The sequence below is a fragment of the Kitasatospora sp. NPDC101183 genome, from assembly GCF_044767945.1.
Taxonomy (GTDB): domain Bacteria; phylum Actinomycetota; class Actinomycetes; order Streptomycetales; family Streptomycetaceae; genus Kitasatospora.
Genome location: NZ_JBIWOW010000034.1, coordinates 59931 through 76084, shown reverse-complemented (window position 1 = coordinate 76084; position 16154 = coordinate 59931). Strand labels below are relative to the sequence as shown.

Annotated in this window: 15 protein-coding genes, 1 rRNA gene and 1 pseudogene; 11 read left to right on the top strand and 6 right to left on the bottom strand. The window is 71.4% G+C overall.

The features are described 5' to 3' along the window. The 9 genes from rrf to pstB all read left to right on the top strand — a co-directional run. Positions 1-87 (top strand): 5S ribosomal RNA (rrf, locus tag ACIRRS_RS34010); the annotation flags it as partial. Positions 88-167: 80 nt separating this feature from the next. Further along, positions 168-1148 carry a mycothiol synthase gene (gene mshD / locus ACIRRS_RS34005; protein WP_402979346.1) on the top strand — a complete coding sequence of 327 codons (981 nt, stop codon included), beginning with the start codon at positions 168-170 and terminating at the stop codon, positions 1146-1148. Between the two features lie 346 nt (positions 1149-1494). Next, positions 1495-3672 (top strand): RNA degradosome polyphosphate kinase, encoded by a 2178-nt coding sequence (locus ACIRRS_RS34000; protein ID WP_402979344.1) that lies wholly within the window; start codon positions 1495-1497, stop codon positions 3670-3672. A gap of 102 nt (positions 3673-3774) precedes the next feature. Continuing rightward, on the top strand, positions 3775-4863 hold the full coding sequence (locus ACIRRS_RS33995) for a CHAD domain-containing protein (protein WP_402979341.1): 1089 nt from the start codon (positions 3775-3777) through the stop codon (positions 4861-4863). A 70-nt stretch (positions 4864-4933) separates the two neighbouring features. Continuing rightward, the gene (locus ACIRRS_RS33990; protein WP_402979351.1) at positions 4934-5395 is read left to right on the top strand and encodes an NUDIX hydrolase; all 462 of its coding nucleotides are present in this window, start codon (positions 4934-4936) and stop codon (positions 5393-5395) included. A gap of 228 nt (positions 5396-5623) precedes the next feature. Further along, positions 5624-6757 (top strand): phosphate ABC transporter substrate-binding protein PstS, encoded by a 1134-nt coding sequence (pstS, locus tag ACIRRS_RS33985; RefSeq protein ID WP_402979338.1) that lies wholly within the window; start codon positions 5624-5626, stop codon positions 6755-6757. A 150-nt stretch (positions 6758-6907) separates the two neighbouring features. Beyond that, positions 6908-7885 carry a phosphate ABC transporter permease subunit PstC gene (pstC, locus tag ACIRRS_RS33980; RefSeq protein ID WP_402979335.1) on the top strand — a complete coding sequence of 326 codons (978 nt, stop codon included), beginning with the start codon at positions 6908-6910 and terminating at the stop codon, positions 7883-7885. Beyond that, a complete protein-coding gene (gene pstA, locus ACIRRS_RS33975; RefSeq protein ID WP_402979332.1) occupies positions 7882-8952 on the top strand; it encodes a phosphate ABC transporter permease PstA in 1071 nt (356 codons plus the stop codon). Before pstC ends, pstA begins: the two co-directional genes overlap by 4 nt. Before the next feature lie 42 nt (positions 8953-8994). Next, the gene (gene pstB / locus ACIRRS_RS33970; RefSeq protein ID WP_402979329.1) at positions 8995-9771 is read left to right on the top strand and encodes a phosphate ABC transporter ATP-binding protein PstB; all 777 of its coding nucleotides are present in this window, start codon (positions 8995-8997) and stop codon (positions 9769-9771) included. Between the two features lie 122 nt (positions 9772-9893). Here the strand turns inward: pstB and ACIRRS_RS33965 are convergent, their stop codons facing one another. Both ACIRRS_RS33965 and ACIRRS_RS33960 read right to left on the bottom strand, forming a co-directional pair. Continuing rightward, positions 9894-10889 carry an anion permease gene (locus ACIRRS_RS33965; RefSeq protein ID WP_402979326.1) on the bottom strand — a complete coding sequence of 332 codons (996 nt, stop codon included), beginning with the start codon at positions 10887-10889 and terminating at the stop codon, positions 9894-9896. Positions 10890-10894: 5 nt separating this feature from the next. Continuing rightward, positions 10895-11515: a DUF47 family protein gene (locus ACIRRS_RS33960; RefSeq protein WP_359914173.1), complete on the bottom strand. Its 621-nt coding sequence runs from the start codon at positions 11513-11515 to the stop codon at positions 10895-10897. A gap of 346 nt (positions 11516-11861) precedes the next feature. On the opposite strand from ACIRRS_RS33960, the gene ACIRRS_RS33955 reads away from it, so the two are divergent. Continuing rightward, on the top strand, positions 11862-12239 hold the full coding sequence (locus tag ACIRRS_RS33955) for a metal-sensitive transcriptional regulator (protein ID WP_402979323.1): 378 nt from the start codon (positions 11862-11864) through the stop codon (positions 12237-12239). Position 12240: 1 nt separating this feature from the next. Here the strand turns inward: ACIRRS_RS33955 and ACIRRS_RS33950 are convergent, their stop codons facing one another. Together ACIRRS_RS33950 and ACIRRS_RS33945 are read right to left on the bottom strand one after the other, a co-directional pair. Further along, positions 12241-12456, bottom strand: coding sequence for a hypothetical protein (locus tag ACIRRS_RS33950; protein WP_402979320.1), 216 nt, complete (start codon positions 12454-12456; stop codon positions 12241-12243). 158 nt (positions 12457-12614) lie between these two features. Next, positions 12615-13514 carry a hypothetical protein gene (locus ACIRRS_RS33945; protein ID WP_402979317.1) on the bottom strand — a complete coding sequence of 300 codons (900 nt, stop codon included), beginning with the start codon at positions 13512-13514 and terminating at the stop codon, positions 12615-12617. Positions 13515-13689: 175 nt separating this feature from the next. Here ACIRRS_RS33945 and ACIRRS_RS33940 point away from each other — a divergent pair, with 175 nt between their 5' ends. Next, the gene (locus ACIRRS_RS33940) at positions 13690-13884 is read left to right on the top strand and encodes a hypothetical protein (RefSeq protein WP_402979311.1); all 195 of its coding nucleotides are present in this window, start codon (positions 13690-13692) and stop codon (positions 13882-13884) included. A gap of 55 nt (positions 13885-13939) precedes the next feature. Here the strand turns inward: ACIRRS_RS33940 and ACIRRS_RS33935 are convergent, their stop codons facing one another. Together ACIRRS_RS33935 and ACIRRS_RS33930 are read right to left on the bottom strand one after the other, a co-directional pair. Beyond that, on the bottom strand, positions 13940-14659 hold the full coding sequence (locus ACIRRS_RS33935) for a phosphatase PAP2 family protein (RefSeq protein ID WP_402979308.1): 720 nt from the start codon (positions 14657-14659) through the stop codon (positions 13940-13942). A 377-nt stretch (positions 14660-15036) separates the two neighbouring features. Then, a pseudogene (locus tag ACIRRS_RS33930) lies at positions 15037-16026 on the bottom strand (NlpC/P60 family protein); the annotation flags it as partial. Positions 16027-16154: the final 128 nt, after the last annotated feature.

The following is a 16154-nucleotide window of genomic DNA, read 5'->3' as shown; positions in this document are numbered from 1 at the left end:
GGTTACATTCCGAACCCGGAAGCTAAGCCTCATAGCGCCGATGGTACTGCAGGGGGGACCCTGTGGGAGAGTAGGACGCCGCCGAACAATTATTCTGAAAAGCCCCTGATCCATTCGGATCAGGGGCTTTTCGCATTTCCCCCGGCACCTCGACGTATCGTCGGTGCATGGACGATCAGACAGCGGTCACCGCGAACAACGTGCTCGGCCCCGACGAGCGCGACGGCGCCCTCCGGGTTCTGGAGGAGGCCCAGGCGGTCGACGGCCGCGCCGCCGTGTCCGAGCAGGGGCGGCTCCGGCTGCGGAGCGCCGAGGCGGGTCGCCAGGGTGTCACCCACCTCCTGCAGAGCGAGGGCGGGACCGTCCTCGGCTACGGCCAGCTGGAGGTCCCGGAGGCCGCGACCGCCAACCCGGCCGCCGAGTTGGTGGTCGACCCGGCCGCCCGTGGTCGCGGCCTCGCCCGCCCCCTCGTGGACGCGGTGCTCGACCAGGCCCACCGCGAGGGCCGGGACGCCGTCGACTTCTGGGTGCACGGCGGCCACCCGGCTGCCCGGCACCTGGCGCAGGCGTACGGCGCCGAGCTGGTCCGGGAGCTGCGGCAGATGCGCCGCACGGGCCCGCAGACCGAGGAGGTGCCCGCCCCCGCCGGCATCGAGCTGCGGACCTTCCGCCCGGGGGAGGACGACGCGGAGTGGCTGCGGCTGAACGCCCTGGCCTTCGCCCACCACCCCGAGCAGGGTTCCTGGACGGAGCAGGACCTGGCCGACCGGCTCGCCGAGCCGTGGTTCGACCCGGCCGGCTTCTTCCTCGCCACCCGGGAGGGCAAGGTCGTCGGCTACCACTGGACGAAGGTGCACCCGGCCACCGCCGCCGAGCCCGCGCTGGGCGAGGTGTACGTCGTCGGCGTGGACCCGGCCGAGCAGGGCAGCGGCCTCGGCCGCGCGCTGACGGCCGCCGGCCTGCGTCACCTCACCGGCTCGGGGGAGGGAGAACGCGGTCTGGAGACCGTCCTCCTCTACGTCGACGCCGACAACCCGGCCGCCGTCCGGGTGTACGAGCGACTGGGCTTCACCGTCCACGAGGTCGACCTCATGTACCGCGCCCGGTACGAGGCCGGTCGCACGGATCACACGGACCGCACGGCCTGACGGCACCTGGCCGAAGCGGGGGCCGACAGCATCCGTCGGTCGAGGGCAAGGGGTCGGACGGTGTCGAACGGGCCACGGAAGGCCACGACACCCCTTGCCCCGACCGACTCAGCTTTCCTCCTGGCCATGCGGTGTTTACCGTGGATTCAATTGCTGCCGCGAAGATCACAGGATGAAGTCCGTAGTGTCTCGCTCGTGCAGAGTCGACCGCGATTCCTCGGCCGGTCCTGTACGTACCGCGCCCGGCGGGTGGGCGCTGGTCCCGGGAACCGCCCGGGGCGAGGACGACGGCCCGCAGAGCCACACGCGTCCGGACGACGTCCTGCTGCTGGAGGAGCTGGAACCGATGAGCATCCCCCGCCCCGTCTCTGCCCCGCTGTCGCCGCCCGCCAGGATGTCCAGTGCGCTGGGCGTCCCGCCGGAGCTGCCGGCCACGGACGAGCAGGCGTACGAGCCGTTGCCCCAAGGGCGTTTCCTCGATCGCGAGCGCAGTTGGCTCGCCTTCAACGAGCGCGTCCTGGAACTCGCCGAGGACCCGGAGATCCCGCTGCTGGAGCGGGCCAAGTTCCTCGCGATCTTCGCGAGCAACCTGGACGAGTTCTTCATGGTCCGGGTGGCCGGCCTCAAGCGCCGCATCGCGACGGGCGTCGCCCAGCGCAGCGCGTCCGGCCTCCAGCCCCGCGAGGTGCTGGACCAGATCTGGACGCGCTCGCGCGAGCTGATGGCCCGCCACGCCGCCGCCTTCCAGCAGGAGGTGCTGCCGGACCTCGCCGCCGAGGGCATCGAGCTGGTCCGCTGGCCGGAGCTGGCCGAGAAGGAGCAGGCCCGGCTGCACACCCTGTTCCGGCAGAAGATCTTCCCGGTGCTGACCCCGCTGGCCGTCGACCCGGCGCACCCCTTCCCGTACATATCGGGGCTCTCCCTCAACCTGGCCGTCGTCGTGCGCAACCCGGTGTCCGGGCACAAGCACTTCGCCAGGGTGAAGGTCCCTCAGTCGCTCGCCCGCTTCCTGGAGGCCTCGCCCCAGCGGTACGTCCCGCTCGAGGACGTGATGGGCGCTCACCTGGAGGAGCTCTTCCCGGGGATGGAGGTGCTGGCCCACCACGCCTTCCGCGTCACGCGCAACGAGGACCTGGAGGTGGAGGAGGACGACACCGAGAACATCCTCAAGGCCCTCGAGAAGGAGCTGATGCGGCGGCGCTTCGGCCCGCCCGTCCGGCTGGAGGTCGAGGAGTCGATCGACCCCTACATCCTGGACCTGCTGGTGCGGGAGCTGAACATCACCGAGGCGGAGGTCTTCCCCCTGCCGGGGCCGCTGGACCTCACCGGGCTGTTCGGCATCGCCGACCAGGACCGCCCGGAGCTCAGGTACCCGAAGTTCGTGGCCGGCACGGCGCGCGGGCTGACCGACGTCGAGTCGGCCTCCCAGCCCGACATCTTCGTCGCGATGCGCGAGCGCGACGTCCTGCTGCACCACCCGTACGACAGCTTCTCCACCTCGGTGCAGGCCTTCCTGGAGCAGGCCGCCGCCGACCCGGACGTGCTGGCGATCAAGCAGACCCTGTACCGCACCTCGGGCGACTCGCCGATCGTCGACGCGCTGATCGACGCGGCCGAGTCCGGCAAGCAGGTGCTCGTCCTGGTCGAGATCAAGGCGCGCTTCGACGAGCAGGCCAACATCAAGTGGGCCCGCAAGCTGGAGGAGGCCGGCTGCCACGTCGTCTACGGCCTGGTCGGGCTGAAGACGCACTGCAAGCTGTCGCTGGTGGTCCGCCAGGAGGGCGACACCCTGCGACGCTACTCGCACGTCGGCACCGGCAACTACCACCCGAAGACGGCCCGGCTGTACGAGGACATCGGCCTGCTGACCTCCGACCCGCAGGTCGGTGCGGACCTCTCGGACCTCTTCAACCGGCTCTCCGGCTACTCCCGCCGCGAGTCCTACCGCCGTCTGCTGACCGCCCCGCGCGGCCTGCGCGACGGCCTGCTCTCCCGCATCCACAACGAGATCGCCCACCACCACGCGGGCCGCCCGGCCTACGTGAAGCTCAAGGTCAACTCGATCGTCGACGAGGCCGTGATCGACGCGCTCTACCGGGCCTCGCAGGCCGGGGTGCCGGTGGACGTCTGGGTCCGCGGGATCTGCGCGATCCGCCCGGGCGTGCCGGGGCTGAGCGAGAACATCAGGGTGCGCAGCATCCTGGGCCGCTTCCTGGAGCACTCGCGGATCTTCGTGTTCGGCAACAACGGCGATCCGGAGGTGTGGATCGGCAGCGCCGACATGATGCACCGCAACCTGGACCGCCGGATCGAGGCGCTGCTGCGGATCACCGACCCGGCGCACCGCGCCGAGCTGTCCGGGCTGATCGACCTCGGGATGTCGGAGGAGACCGAGTCCTGGCACCTGGGGCCGGACGGCGCGTGGACCCGCCACTCGCAGGACACCGAGGGCAAGCCGCTGCGGCACGTCCAGGACCTGCTGATCGATTCGCGTCAGCGCCGCCGGGCCGCCACCTCGCGCTGACGCGTCCACGGATGCGAAGCCGCCGGGAGGAAGGGGACTCCTTCCGGCGGTCGGCCACCAGCCTCGGGGAAGGGCCCCGGGGGAACGGGGATTCACCACGCCATGACCGATGCGCCGATGACGGCCCAGGCTGCCTCCACAGCGACCGCCGGGGACATCCTTTCCCTCCGGCTCACCTCCCAGGCCGGGGCGTTCCTGCGCGCCCTGCCGCTGGCGGTCGGCGAGGTCGGGGCCAGACCGGGCTCGGCCTCGGTCGTCCCGGCGGCCGGCACCGCCGACCTGCTGAGGGCCGTCCGGAGGGTCGGCGGGCTGCTGCACACCTTCGGCTCCGTCTTCGAGCAGGCCTGGGCGCAGGAGACGCGCACCGAGCTGCGCTGGCTGCTGAACCTGCTGGCGCTCGAGCCGGGGTACGTGCGCCGCTCGGCGCGGCTGCTCGGCGCCCTGGACTCGCTGAGCGGCACGGACCCGGACGGCACCGGCATGCTCGCCGGGCACGCCGGCGCCCCCAAGGCGCGGGCCCTGCTGGACCGGCAGCTGACCCTGGCCCGGACGCGGGCGCACTCGACCGTCCTCCAGGACCTCCGCTCGGCCCGGCTGCACGCGCTGGCGGACCGGATGACGCTGCTGGTCGGCGAGGCGCCGCTGCTGGAGTCGGCCGGCGGCCGGGCCTCGGCGGTGCTGCTGCCGCAGGCGGCCGCCGCCTTCACCGCGCTGGCCGCGAGCGCGCAGCAGCTGCCCCTGCAGCGGGCGGCGACGCCGTACGGCGGGGACGGGCTGCGCCGGCTGGCCCCGGTGCCGCAGGCGCGCGGCGCGACGGACGCGGACACGGCCCTGGCGGCCGACGACGCGCCCTGGGCGCGGTTGCGCATCCTGGTCAAGCGGGCCCGGTACGCGCTGGAGGTGTGCGCCCGCCCGTCCGGCGAGCTGGACGAGCTGGACGCGGTGCTGGGCCACCACCAGGAGGCCGCGGACGCGGCGGTGACGGCGGCGACGGCGGCGCGCACGCCGCGGATCACCCCGGCGACGGCGTACGTGCTGGGCGTGGTGCACGCCGACCAGCGGCTGGAGGTGGAGGCGGCGCGGTACGCGTTCGGCCGCCGCTGGCCCGAGCTCCCGCCGGGCCTGGACGGCTGGCTGGAGATCCCCCCGGCCGAGGGCTGGGGGCACGCCCCCGCCCCGCGGACGGCCTGAGGTGCGCGGGGCCGGGGCGACGCGGCGTCCGGCGGACGTCACCGAGGCCGGGCCGCCCGGTCGCGGCCGGGTGGTGCTGGCGGCGGGCGCGGTGCTGTGGCTGCCCGGCCCCCCGAAGAAGGACGGCCGGCTGGGGCGGCCCCGGATCGCGGTGATCCACCGTCCGAAGTACGACGACTGGAGCCTTCCCAAGGGCAAGCTCGACCCGGGCGAGGGCGTGGTCGAGGCGGCGCTGCGCGAGGTGTGGGAGGAGACCGGCTTCCACTGCCGCCTCGGCGAGGAGCTGCCGACCCAGCACTACATGGCACAGGGCCGTCCGAAGGAGGTCCGCTACTGGGCGGCGGTGCCGGCCTCGGGGGCGTTCCGGCCCAACCGGGAGGTGGACCTCCTGGAGTGGCTGCCGGCCGGGAAGGCCAGGGCCCGGCTGACGCACGACCGCGACCGGTTGCTGATCGACGCCCTGCTGGTGATGCTGGGCGCGAGGCCGGTGCGGTCGAACGGAGACGTCCCGGTGAAGGAACGGTGGAAGTGATCTGCCTGCGGCCTTGCCGTGACGCAACCGTTACTACCTGACGTAGTTTCCTGTCATCCCTCCGAGGTTCACTCTCCGTTCACTTGCGACCGGCTGTCGTGTCACTTACCCGGCCTAGTTTCGGGATTACCGACGGGCCGAACGGGCCCCGGACCACAGCAAAACCCGCGCTCCTCCGTGCACCGCACGATCTGCGCGACGGGCAATGCCACAGAAAGGGACACCCCTGTGAAGCTCCAGCGGAACGGCCGCTCCAAGGCCCTCGCCATCGGTGCCATGGCGCTTGTCAGCTCGCTGTCGCTCGCTGCCTGCGGCTCTGACGACAACAGCAACAGCGGTACGTCCGGTTCCACCTCGGCCGCCGCGGGTGGCTCCACGATCAAGTGTGGCAAGGCCGGCAACCTGCTCGGCGCCGGTTCCAGCGCCCAGGCCACCGCGGTCGACGTCTGGAAGACGAACTTCGCCGCCGCCTGCTCCGGCAGCACCGTGAACTACCAGGCCCCCGGCTCCGGCGCGGGCATCCAGCAGTTCACCCAGGGCAAGGTCACCTTCGCCGGTTCCGACTCGGCCCTCAAGCCGGCCGAGGTCGACGCGAGCAAGGCGGTCTGCACCGGTGGCCAGGGCATCGACCTGCCGATGGCGGGCGGGCTCGTCTCCCTGGTCTTCAACGTCGACGGCGTGGACAGCCTGATCCTCGACGGCCCGACCGCCGCGAAGATCTTCGACACCCAGATCACCAAGTGGAACGACCCGGCGATCGTCGCGCTGAACCCGAGCGCCAAGCTGCCGGACGCGGAGATCCAGACCTTCCACCGGTCCGAGGACTCGGGCACCACCGAGAACCTGACCAAGTACTTCGCCGCCGCGAGCAACGGCGCCTGGTCCTACCCGGCCTCCAAGGCCTGGGCGGGCAAGAACGGCCAGTCGGCCACCGGCAGCGCCGGTGTCGCGGCCCAGGTCAAGCAGGTCAAGAACTCGATCAGCTACGTCGAGCTGGCCTACGCCCAGACGAACAACCTGAAGAGCGCCGCCATCGCCACCGGCGCCTCCAAGCCGGTCGAGGCCACCGCCGCCAACGCCGCCAACACCTTCGCCAAGGCGAAGATCGCCGGCACCGGCAGCGACCTGGCGCTGAAGCTCGACTACGCGACCAAGGACGAGGGCTCCTACCCGCTCGTCCTGGTCACCTACGAGATCGTCTGCGACAAGGGCAACAAGGCCGAGACCCTCGACACCCTGAAGTCCTTCCTGACCTACACCGCCAGCGACGCCGGCCAGAAGGCCGCCGGTGAGAAGGGCTACGTCCCGCTCCCCAAGGAGCTGACGGACAAGGTCAACGGCATCATCCCGACGCTCGCCTGATCTGACGGAACCACCGGTGGGACGGCCCCGTAGCGAGGGGGGCCGGGGCCGCCCCACCGGATCGCGCCGACAACGCACCAACGTCCGGGGCACCGCCGCCATGGTGCCGGCCCCCTTCCCGGGGCGGCACCACCAGACCGGAGTAGACCAATGACTTCATCCTCCCCTGCCGCCCCGCGAGGCAGGGAACGCCGACCGCGCGACAGCCGGCTCGGCGACGCGATCTTCATGAACCTCGCCCGGGGCTCGGGCATCTTCCTCCTGGTCGTCATGGGCGCCATCGCCGCGTTCCTGACCTGGCGCTCGGTCCTCGCGCTGACCAACAACGAGGGCAACTTCCTCACCACCTTCGAGTGGCTCCCCGACGCCCCGAAGCCCGTCTTCGGCATCGCCGTCCTGACGGTCGGCACCCTGGTCAGCGCGACGATCGCGATGGCGATCGCGGTGCCGGTGGCCATCGGGATCGCGCTGTTCATCTCGCACTACGCGCCGCGCCGCATCGCCCAGCCGTTCGCCTACCTGGTCGACCTGCTCGCCGCGGTGCCCAGCATCGTCTACGGCCTCTGGGGCGCGCTGTTCCTCGTGCCGCACATGGACGGCCTGACCAGCTGGCTCAACGAGTACCTCGGCTGGACGTACATCTTCGACCAGACCCGGACCGGCACCCCGCGCAACCTGTTCACGGTCGGCATCCTGCTGGCCATCATGGTCCTGCCGATCATCACCGCGGTCACCCGCGAGGTGTTCCGCCAGGTCCCGCGGATGCACGAGGAGGCGGCGCTCGCGCTCGGCGCGACCCGCTGGGAGATGATCCGCACCGCGGTGCTGCCCTTCGGCCGCCCCGGCATCATCTCGGCCTCGATGCTCGGCCTCGGCCGCGCGCTCGGCGAGACCATCGCCGTCGCGGTGGTGCTCTCCTCCAGCAGCGTCCTGTCGCTGCACATCCTGGACGCCGGCGGCGGCACCTTCGCCCAGAACATCGCGCTCAAGTTCTCCGAGGCCGGCGACAACGGCCGCAACGCGCTGATGGCCTCCGGCCTCGTCCTGTTCGTGATCACCCTGCTGGTGAACGGTGCCGCGCGACTGATCATCGCCCGCCGCAAGGAGTACTCGGGGGCCAACGCATGACCGTCACCGCCGTCGTCGAGGACGCCCGTCCTCTCGGCAAGTCCCTGAGCGCCAACCGACTCCCCAAGTGGGCCCCGGCCGCCGTGGCCGGGGGGTCGATCGCCCTCGGCTGCGGGATCGGCGCGGTCGCCGGCCTGGAGAGCCACCTCCAGTGGGGCCTGATCTCGGCCCTCCTGTTCCTGGGCATCAGCTACGGGCTCGCCGTCCAGGTCGAGGGCCGCCGCCAGGCCAAGGACCGGTTCGCCACCTCGATCGTCTGGGTCGCGTTCATCCTGGCCGTCGTGCCGCTGGTCGCGCTGACCGTCTACACCGTCCAGCAGGGCATCGGCGTGGTGAACGGGAACTTCCTGAGCCACTCCATGAAGGGCGTGCTGCAGTCGGGCCCCGGCGGCGGCATCTACCACGCGCTGCTCGGCACCCTGCAGCAGGTCGGCCTGGCCACCGCGATGGCCGCCCCGATCGGCCTGCTGACCGCCGTCTACCTGGTCGAGTACGGCCGCGGCACGCTCGCCAAGGCCGTCACCTTCTTCGTCGACGTCATGACGGGCATCCCGTCCATCGTCGCCGGCCTGTTCATCCTCTCGCTCTGGAACATCGCGCTCGGCTTCGGCTACTCGGGCTTCTCGGGCAGCCTCGCGCTGGCGATCCTGATGATGCCGGTCGTGGTCCGCTCCACCGAGGAGATGCTCAAGCTCGTCCCGAACGAGCTGCGCGAGGCCTCGTACGCCCTCGGCGTGCCGCGCTGGAAGACCATCCTGCGGATCGTCCTGCCCACCGCGATCGGCGGCATCACCACGGGCGTCATGCTCGCGGTCGCCCGCATCACGGGTGAGACCGCCCCGGTGATGATGCTGGTGTTCGGCGCCGACGTCATCAACAGCAACCCGTTCGACGGACCCCAGCAGTCCCTGCCGATGTACATCTGGATGCAGTACTCCCAGGTCAACAACGACTTCGGCTACGCCCGCGCCTGGGGCGCCGCGCTGGTGCTGATCGCCTTCGTGATGGGGCTCAACCTCATCGCCCGGGGCATCGCACGCTGGCGCTCGCCCAAGGGCGGACACTGAGCGACCGACTGACGTACGAGACAGACGAGAGAAGCAACGATCATGGCCAAGCGCATCGACGTCAGCGGACTGTCGGCCTTCTACGGCTCCACCAAGGCCATCGAGGACATCTCGATGAGCATCGAACCCCGCTCGGTGACCGCCTTCATCGGCCCGTCCGGCTGCGGCAAGTCCACCTTCCTGCGCACCCTGAACCGGATGCACGAGGTGATCCCCAACGCCCGGGTCGAGGGCAAGGTCCTCCTGGACGACGAGAACCTCTACGGCGCCAACGTCGACCCGGTGGCCGTGCGCCGCGCGGTCGGCATGGTCTTCCAGCGCCCGAACCCGTTCCCGACCATGTCGATCTACGACAACGTGATCGCCGGCCTGCGCCTGTCGGGCGTCAGGAAGAAGGCCGTCCTCGACGAGGTCGTGGAGCGCTCGCTCAAGGGCGCCAACCTCTGGAAGGAGGTCCACACCCGGCTGAACAAGCCCGGTGCCGGCCTCTCCGGCGGTCAGCAGCAGCGCCTGTGCATCGCCCGCGCCATCGCGGTCGAGCCCCAGGTCCTCCTGATGGACGAGCCCTGCTCGGCGCTCGACCCGATCTCCACCCTCGCCATCGAGGACCTGATCGGCGAGCTGAAGTCGCAGTTCACGATCGTCATCGTGACCCACAACATGCAGCAGGCGGCCCGTGTCAGCGACCGCACCGCCTTCTTCAACCTGTCGGGCGTCGGCCAGCCCGGCAAGCTGATCGAGCTGGACGACACCCAGCGGATCTTCTCCAACCCCTCCGTCCAGGCGACCGAGGACTACATCTCCGGCCGCTTCGGCTAGGCCGGGACACGGACTGCTCCACGGTGCTGCATGGCGGTGCCGCCGGGGAGCACGAGAAGGGCCCGCCCCCGAGATGTGGGGGCGGGCCCTGTCGTTTCCCTCTGCTCGTTTCCCTCGGCGCGTCAGCCCCAGAAGAGGTGGACGAACCAGTACATCAGCGCCGCGACCAGCGCGGCCGCCGGCATGGTGATGAACCAGCCGAGGACGATGTTCTTGGCGACGCCCCAGCGCACCGCGCGGATGCGCTTGGTGGCGCCCGCGCCCATGATCGCGGCGGTGATCACGTGGGTGGTGGAGATCGGGGCCTTGAAGACGAACGAGGTGATGTACATGACCGTCGAGGCGGTGGCCTCGGCGGCGAAGCCCTGCGGCGGGTCCAGCTCGATGATCTTGCGGCCGAGGGTCCGCATGATCCGCCAACCGCCCGCGTAGGTGCCGAGCGAGAGCATCGTCGCGCAGGAGATCTTCACCCAGACGGGGATGTCCCCGGTGCTCTGGTGGCCCGAGATGGTGAGCGCCATGACCACGATGCCCATGGTCTTCTGCGCGTCCTGCAGACCGTGGGCCAGCGCCATCGCGGCGGCCGAGGCGGTCTGGGCGACCCGGAAGTTGCGCTTGGCGCGGTGCGGGTTGGCCCGGCGGAAGATCCACAGGATCGCCAGCATCACCAGGTAGCCGCCGATCAGGCCGACCACCGGCGAGACGATCATCGGGATGACGATCTTGTCGAGGACCCCGCTCCAGATCACGTCGATCCCGCCGGCCATCGCCGCGCCCACCATGCCGCCGAACAGCGCGTGCGAGGAGGAGGACGGGAGGCCGAAGTACCAGGTGACCAGGTTCCAGGCGATCGCGCCGACCAGGGCGGCGAACAGGATCGCCATCCCCCGGTTGCCGGTCGGGGTCTCGATGATCCCCTTGGAGACGGTGTGCGCCACCCCGCTGCCCAGGAAGGCGCCCGCCAGGTTCATCACGGCGGCCATCGCGAGCGCGGCCCTGGGCGTGAGCGCCCGGGTGGAGACCGAGGTGGCGATCGCGTTCGCCGAGTCGTGGAAGCCGTTGGTGTAGGTGAAGAAGAACGCAACGCCGATGACGGCGATGAGTGCTGCCATGTCCACGGGGGTCAGGACTCCTTGACGGCGATGGTCTCCACCGTGTTGGCGACGTGCTCGAACGCGTCCGCCGCCTCCTCAAGGACGTCCACGACCTGCTTGAGCTTGAGGACCTCGATGGCGTCGTACTGGCCCGAGAACAGGTGGGCGAGCAGCTTGCGGTGGATCTGGTCGGCCTGGTTCTCCAGCCGGTTGACCTCGATCCAGTACTCGGTGAGGTTCGACATGCTGCGCAGGTTCGGCATCGCCTCGGCCGTGAGCTCGGCCGCCCGCGCGAGCACCTCGATCTGCTGCTCGACGCCCTTCGGCAGGGTCTGGATGTCGTAGAGGACGACCAGGTCGACGGCCTCCTCCATGAAGTCCATGATGTCGTCCAGCGACGAGGCCAGGCTGTAGATGTCCTCGCGGTCGAACGGCGTGATGAAGGAGGAGTTCAGCTGGTGGAACACCGCATGGGTGGTGTCGTCCCCGGCGTGCTCGGCGGCGCGCATGCGCTCGACGATCTCCGCGCGGGCCGACACGTCTGATCCCAGCAGTTCCAGGAGGAGCTTCGATCCGACGACGAGGTTCTCCGCGGCCGCGGCGAACATGTCGTAGAAGCTCGTCTCCTTCGGGGTCAGGCTAAAACGCACGGAAATCTCCGATGTGCGGGGTAGGGACTGAACGATGCTAGGTGCAACCAAGCGCGATCGCGCAAACGGGGTGGTGGGGCAGGAGCCGGAACCTCCTCTTCCGTACGGCCGCCGCACCGGCTGCTCGGGGCCGCACTCCCGTGTGCGGACGGGAGCCCAATTCTGACGGAACCTCGTGCGGATTGTCCCCGTCGTCGGCCCGGAAGACGGGGGCGCCGCTCATACGGCGCAACCGCGCCGCGGCCCCGGCACGTGCCGCGTCCGCCGACGGAACACCACGGGCCGCCCCGGTGTTGGACACTGGAGGCCGACGCAGCCACCAGGCACTCATGACGAAGGCGGGCCGATGACCACGACGCAAGCGCGCACCGAGCCGGACCACGCGCACGGGGCCGACCCGCACGCCGGCCAGGCCCCCGCCGCCGGCAGCGGGCACCACGGCCCGCACGGCTACAGCGCGCAGAAGGACGCCCACCTCAAGCGGCTGCGCCGGATCGAGGGCCAGATCCGCGGCCTCCAGCGCATGGTCGACGAGGACGTCTACTGCATCGACGTGCTCACCCAGGTCTCGGCCGGCACCAAGGCGCTGCAGTCCTTCGCCCTCTCCCTGCTGGAGGAGCACCTGCGGCACTGCGTGGCCGCCGCCGCCGAGGAGGGCGGCGCGGAACTGGAGGCCAAGGTCGCCGAGGCCACGGCCGCGATCAGCCGGCTGCTGCGCAGCTGACTCAGGCCGCCGGCCGGCCCGGGGGAGCATCGGCCCCGGGCCCGGGCGGCTCCGGCCAGGGCACCGCCCCGTTGAGCAGCACCTCGTCGATCCGCTCCGTCGGCAGCCGGTCGCCGGGGCTGGCCGTCGCGGCGATCATCAGCTCGCCGGCCAGCTCGATCTCGTCGAGGGCCGCGTCGTCGTGGCCGCCGTTGCGGTCACCCGTGGACGACACCACCTGCACCACCCCTTCAGCGCCTCGCCAGCCCGGGCGGCAGCCACCCGACGTCCAGCCTAGGCACTCCGGGGCCCGTCCACATGGCACGGACGGGCCATCTGTGCGCCGCCGAAACGGGTGGCCGCCGCTCCCCGCACGGCCACCCGCACCGGGGCGGCCTACTTCGGGCTCTCCGAGGGCTTCATCTGGAAGATGTCCGAGGCCGGGGGCTCGGCCGCGTCCACCGGCTTGCCGAAGTCGCTCAGCGAGGTCGTCGACGTCACCTTCACCTGGTCCTTGGCCTCCTTCGACCCGGCCACCCCGGCGAAGGTGAACACCTCGACCACCTTGTGCAGCCGCCCCTGGTCGTCCAGCCACGCGTCGTAGGGGACCTCCTTCACGGTGAAGGTCTGCGCCCCCATCCGCAGGCCGTCCCCGCCGCGGCCGCCGGTCGCGTCGGCCGCCTTCACGAGGTCCAGGGTGCCGCGGTAGTGGTGCAGGGAGACCCCGTCCACCGTCTCCGTGCCCACGGCCTCCGCCTTCTGCGCCCCGCGCAGCGCCCCCGCCGCCGAGGCGGGGTCGGTGGCCCCGCTGCTCACCAGGTTGCCGTCCGGCAGCTGGCGAACGTCCAGCTTCACCCACTTGCCCTCGGGCACCTTGGCGCCGCTGTTCTGCAGGTAGACCGTGCCCGGCAGGACCACCTCGACGATCTTCCCGGTGGTCGCGGCGCCCGGCGGCACCTGCACCTCCAGCCGGCCGATCCGCTTCACGTAGTCGTAGCCGCCCGTCCCGCTGAACGAGGCCTTCTTCTCCGCGGACTCCGTGACCAGCTCCGAGGCGGTGTGCGCCGAACCCGTGCGGCCGGTGATGTCGGCCGCGCCGCGCACCGCCGCCAACGGATCGGCGGCCAGCTTGTCGGGGGCGCTCGACCGCTGGTCGGAGGAGCCGTTCGCGGTGCCGCCCGAGCACCCGGCGGCGCCCGCGGCCAGCGCGGCGACGAGCAGGGCGGCCCCGGCCGCCGGACGCAGGTGCGTCGGCCGCCGGCCGGCCGGCCGTGCGGTGCGCTGCTGCTCGGTCATCTTCATCCTCGTGACAACCCCCTCGGACCCGCGCTGCCCGCGGGCCGGCGCGGGACGGGCCGCACCGAAGGGGCAGAGCTCTTTCCGGGCAAACGAGTTGAGAGGCGAAGGGTTACGGGCCGGACCTCACCGAGTGCGTCGCGCCGGGGGCCGCCGACGCGTTACGGTGAACGACGTGCACAGTGAGCTGCCGGCCGCGCCCGGCACCGCCCGGATGCCCGATCACCGCGTCGAGATCAGCGAACGCGGCTCCTTCGCCTTCGCCTCCTGCACCTGCGGCTGGTACGCCCCGGCCCGCCGGTCCCGCGACCTGGCCCGCCGGGAGGGGGACGGCCACCTGGCCGAGTCCGGCGGCGGGGAGGTCGACTGAGCTCCTCGCTCCGGGCGGTGAGGCCTCGGACGGTGAGGCCTCAGCCGGTGCGGCCTCAGGCGGCGAGGTCGGACTCCGGCGGCTGGTCCTCGGAGCGCACCGGACGGCCGCGCCGCCGTCCGCGCTGAGCCGCCCCGCGCGAGGCCTTCGCGGCACGCTCGGGCGCCCGCACGAGCGGGGCGAGGGCCGTACGGGTCAGCGCGTGGCAGAACGGCACCAGCACCGCCATGGCGATCGGCGCCAGCAGCAGCACCACGGCCACGGCCAGCGCGAAGCCGCCGATCACGTCGGTCGGGTAGTGGACGCCCATGAACATCCGGCAGAAGCCCTGGAGCAGGGCCAGGCCCCCGGCGATCCAGCCGAGTCTGCGGTTCACCAGGAACAGGGCCACCGCGACGCCCATGGTCATGGTCGAGTGGTCGCTGACGAAGGAGTGCGTGCCGGCCTTGCCCTCCACCAGCACCAGCAGGTCGGGGTGGTCGACGAACGGGCGCGGGCGGTCGACGATCGCGGCGATCGGCAGGTTGGCCAGCTCGGCGATCGCCACCGACAGCGGCACCCACAGGAGCCCGGCCACCGCCACCGGCGCGTCCGGGCGGCGTCTGGCCTGCAGCCAGGCCGTCAGGCCGAGGGCGGCCAGGCCGATCAGGATGCCGTACTCGCCGATCCACGAGACCAGGTGGTCCAGCCACCGGGGGGCGTGCTTGGCCAGCCCGTTGACGGCGTGGAGCAGGCCGAGGTCGGGGTTGGTCGTGTCGGCAAGCGGCGTCGACACGCCGTACCTCCTTCTGGTCCGCTGCACCTGTCCGTTCCGGCCGGTCCCACCCGGCACGGAGATCCTGACGAGGGGCCACCGGACCCAACGTCATCGCCGGGGCCCAGCGTTCCACGGAAACGCGCGGTTATGGAAACTTGACTCAGCGTCCACAGGGCGCACACAGGTGCGCCCGTGTCTCAGCCGCGGGGAGCGGCCGTCGTGGCCGGTGCCAGGGCCGCGGCGGGGGCCGCGGCCGGGGCGGTGGTCGGGGCGGTGGTCGGGGTGGTGGTCGGGGTGGTCGGGGCCGTCGTGGCTGTCGTGGGGGAGGGCGTCGGAGCGGTGCCGCCCGGGCGGCTGGGGGCGTTGACCGCGCCGTTGCCGCCGTCGGCGCGGGACGGCAGCGCCTGGGCACCGTCCGAGGTGACCCGGGTCGCGCCGATGTACTCCCGGGTGTCGATCCTGTCGTAGCGGATCACGGCGTTGGTGTGCGGGGCGTTGATCATGTAGCCGCCGCCGACGTAGATCCCGACGTGGTGGATGCTGCGCGGATCGCTCAGGTCCGTCGCGAAGAACACCAGGTCCCCCGGCCGCAGCTGATCCCGCGACGGGTGCGGCCCGGCGTACCACTGGTCGTTCGCCACCCGGGGCAGCTTGATGCCCACGGACTCGTACGCGGCCCTCGTCAGCCCGGAGCAGTCGAACCGGCCCCCCTGCGAGGCCAGGCCCTCACCGCCCCACAGGTACAGCGTGTTGAGCTTGGTCTGCGCGAAGTAGATCGCGCCCGCCGACTGCGCGGACACCTCCACCGGCGCGGTCGGCGCGGTGAAACTCCGGGCCATGGCCTGGATGTTGCGCACGTACCCTTGGGTCTCCTTGTACGGCGGGATGCCGTTGTTCCGCGTCACGGCGTACGGGCCGGCGTTGTAGGCGGCCAGCATGTTCGCCTGGCGGTCGCCCGGGACGTTCGCGACGTCCTTGGCGAGCGCGCAGTCGTAGACCGCCGCCGAGGCGATCGCGTCGTACGGGTTCCAGACGTCCTTCTTGCCGTCCCCGTCGCCGTCCGTCCCGTACGTCGCCCAGGTGTCCGGCATGAACTGCGCCAATCCCTGCGCGCCGACCCCGGAGCGGGCCTTCGGGTCGAAACCGCTTTCCTGGTACAGCTGCGCCGCGAGCATCGGCGGGGAGATCTCGGGACAGAGCGATCCCCACTTCTGGATCGCGTCCTGGTAGACGGCGGGGACCGTTCCCGGGGAGAGGGCGGAACGATTCGCCGATTGTTGTGGTGTCCCACTCGCCGCAAACGTCCCGATCGTCACCAGACCGAGGAAGCCGAGAGCAACAACTCCCGCTGCAGCGGCGGTCTTACCGCCCTTCCGGAGTACCATCAGCACCATCCCGACGAATCGTCAGTCGAAGTGTCCCGGAAGGCGTTGCTCACCGCAATCATCAGAGATACAAAGAGTGAGCGCTATCCTTCGTACGGTGGACATCCTCGCGTACGTGTCCGAGACCT

Bases quoted from the DNA above. Each gene is read 5' to 3' on its own strand.
- pstB (WP_402979329.1), top strand. From the start codon at position 8,995: ATGGCCAAGCGCATCGACGTCAGCGGACTGTCGGCCTTCTACGGCTCC.
- mshD (WP_402979346.1), top strand. From the start codon at position 168: ATGGACGATCAGACAGCGGTCACCGCGAACAACGTGCTCGGCCCCGAC.
- ACIRRS_RS33955 (WP_402979323.1), top strand. From the start codon at position 11,862: ATGACCACGACGCAAGCGCGCACCGAGCCGGACCACGCGCACGGGGCC.
- pstA (WP_402979332.1), top strand. From the start codon at position 7,882: ATGACCGTCACCGCCGTCGTCGAGGACGCCCGTCCTCTCGGCAAGTCC.
- pstC (WP_402979335.1), top strand. From the start codon at position 6,908: ATGACTTCATCCTCCCCTGCCGCCCCGCGAGGCAGGGAACGCCGACCG.
- ACIRRS_RS33995 (WP_402979341.1), top strand. From the start codon at position 3,775: ATGACCGATGCGCCGATGACGGCCCAGGCTGCCTCCACAGCGACCGCC.
- ACIRRS_RS33945 (WP_402979317.1), bottom strand. From the start codon at position 13,514: ATGACCGAGCAGCAGCGCACCGCACGGCCGGCCGGCCGGCGGCCGACG.
- ACIRRS_RS34000 (WP_402979344.1), top strand. From the start codon at position 1,495: ATGAGCATCCCCCGCCCCGTCTCTGCCCCGCTGTCGCCGCCCGCCAGG.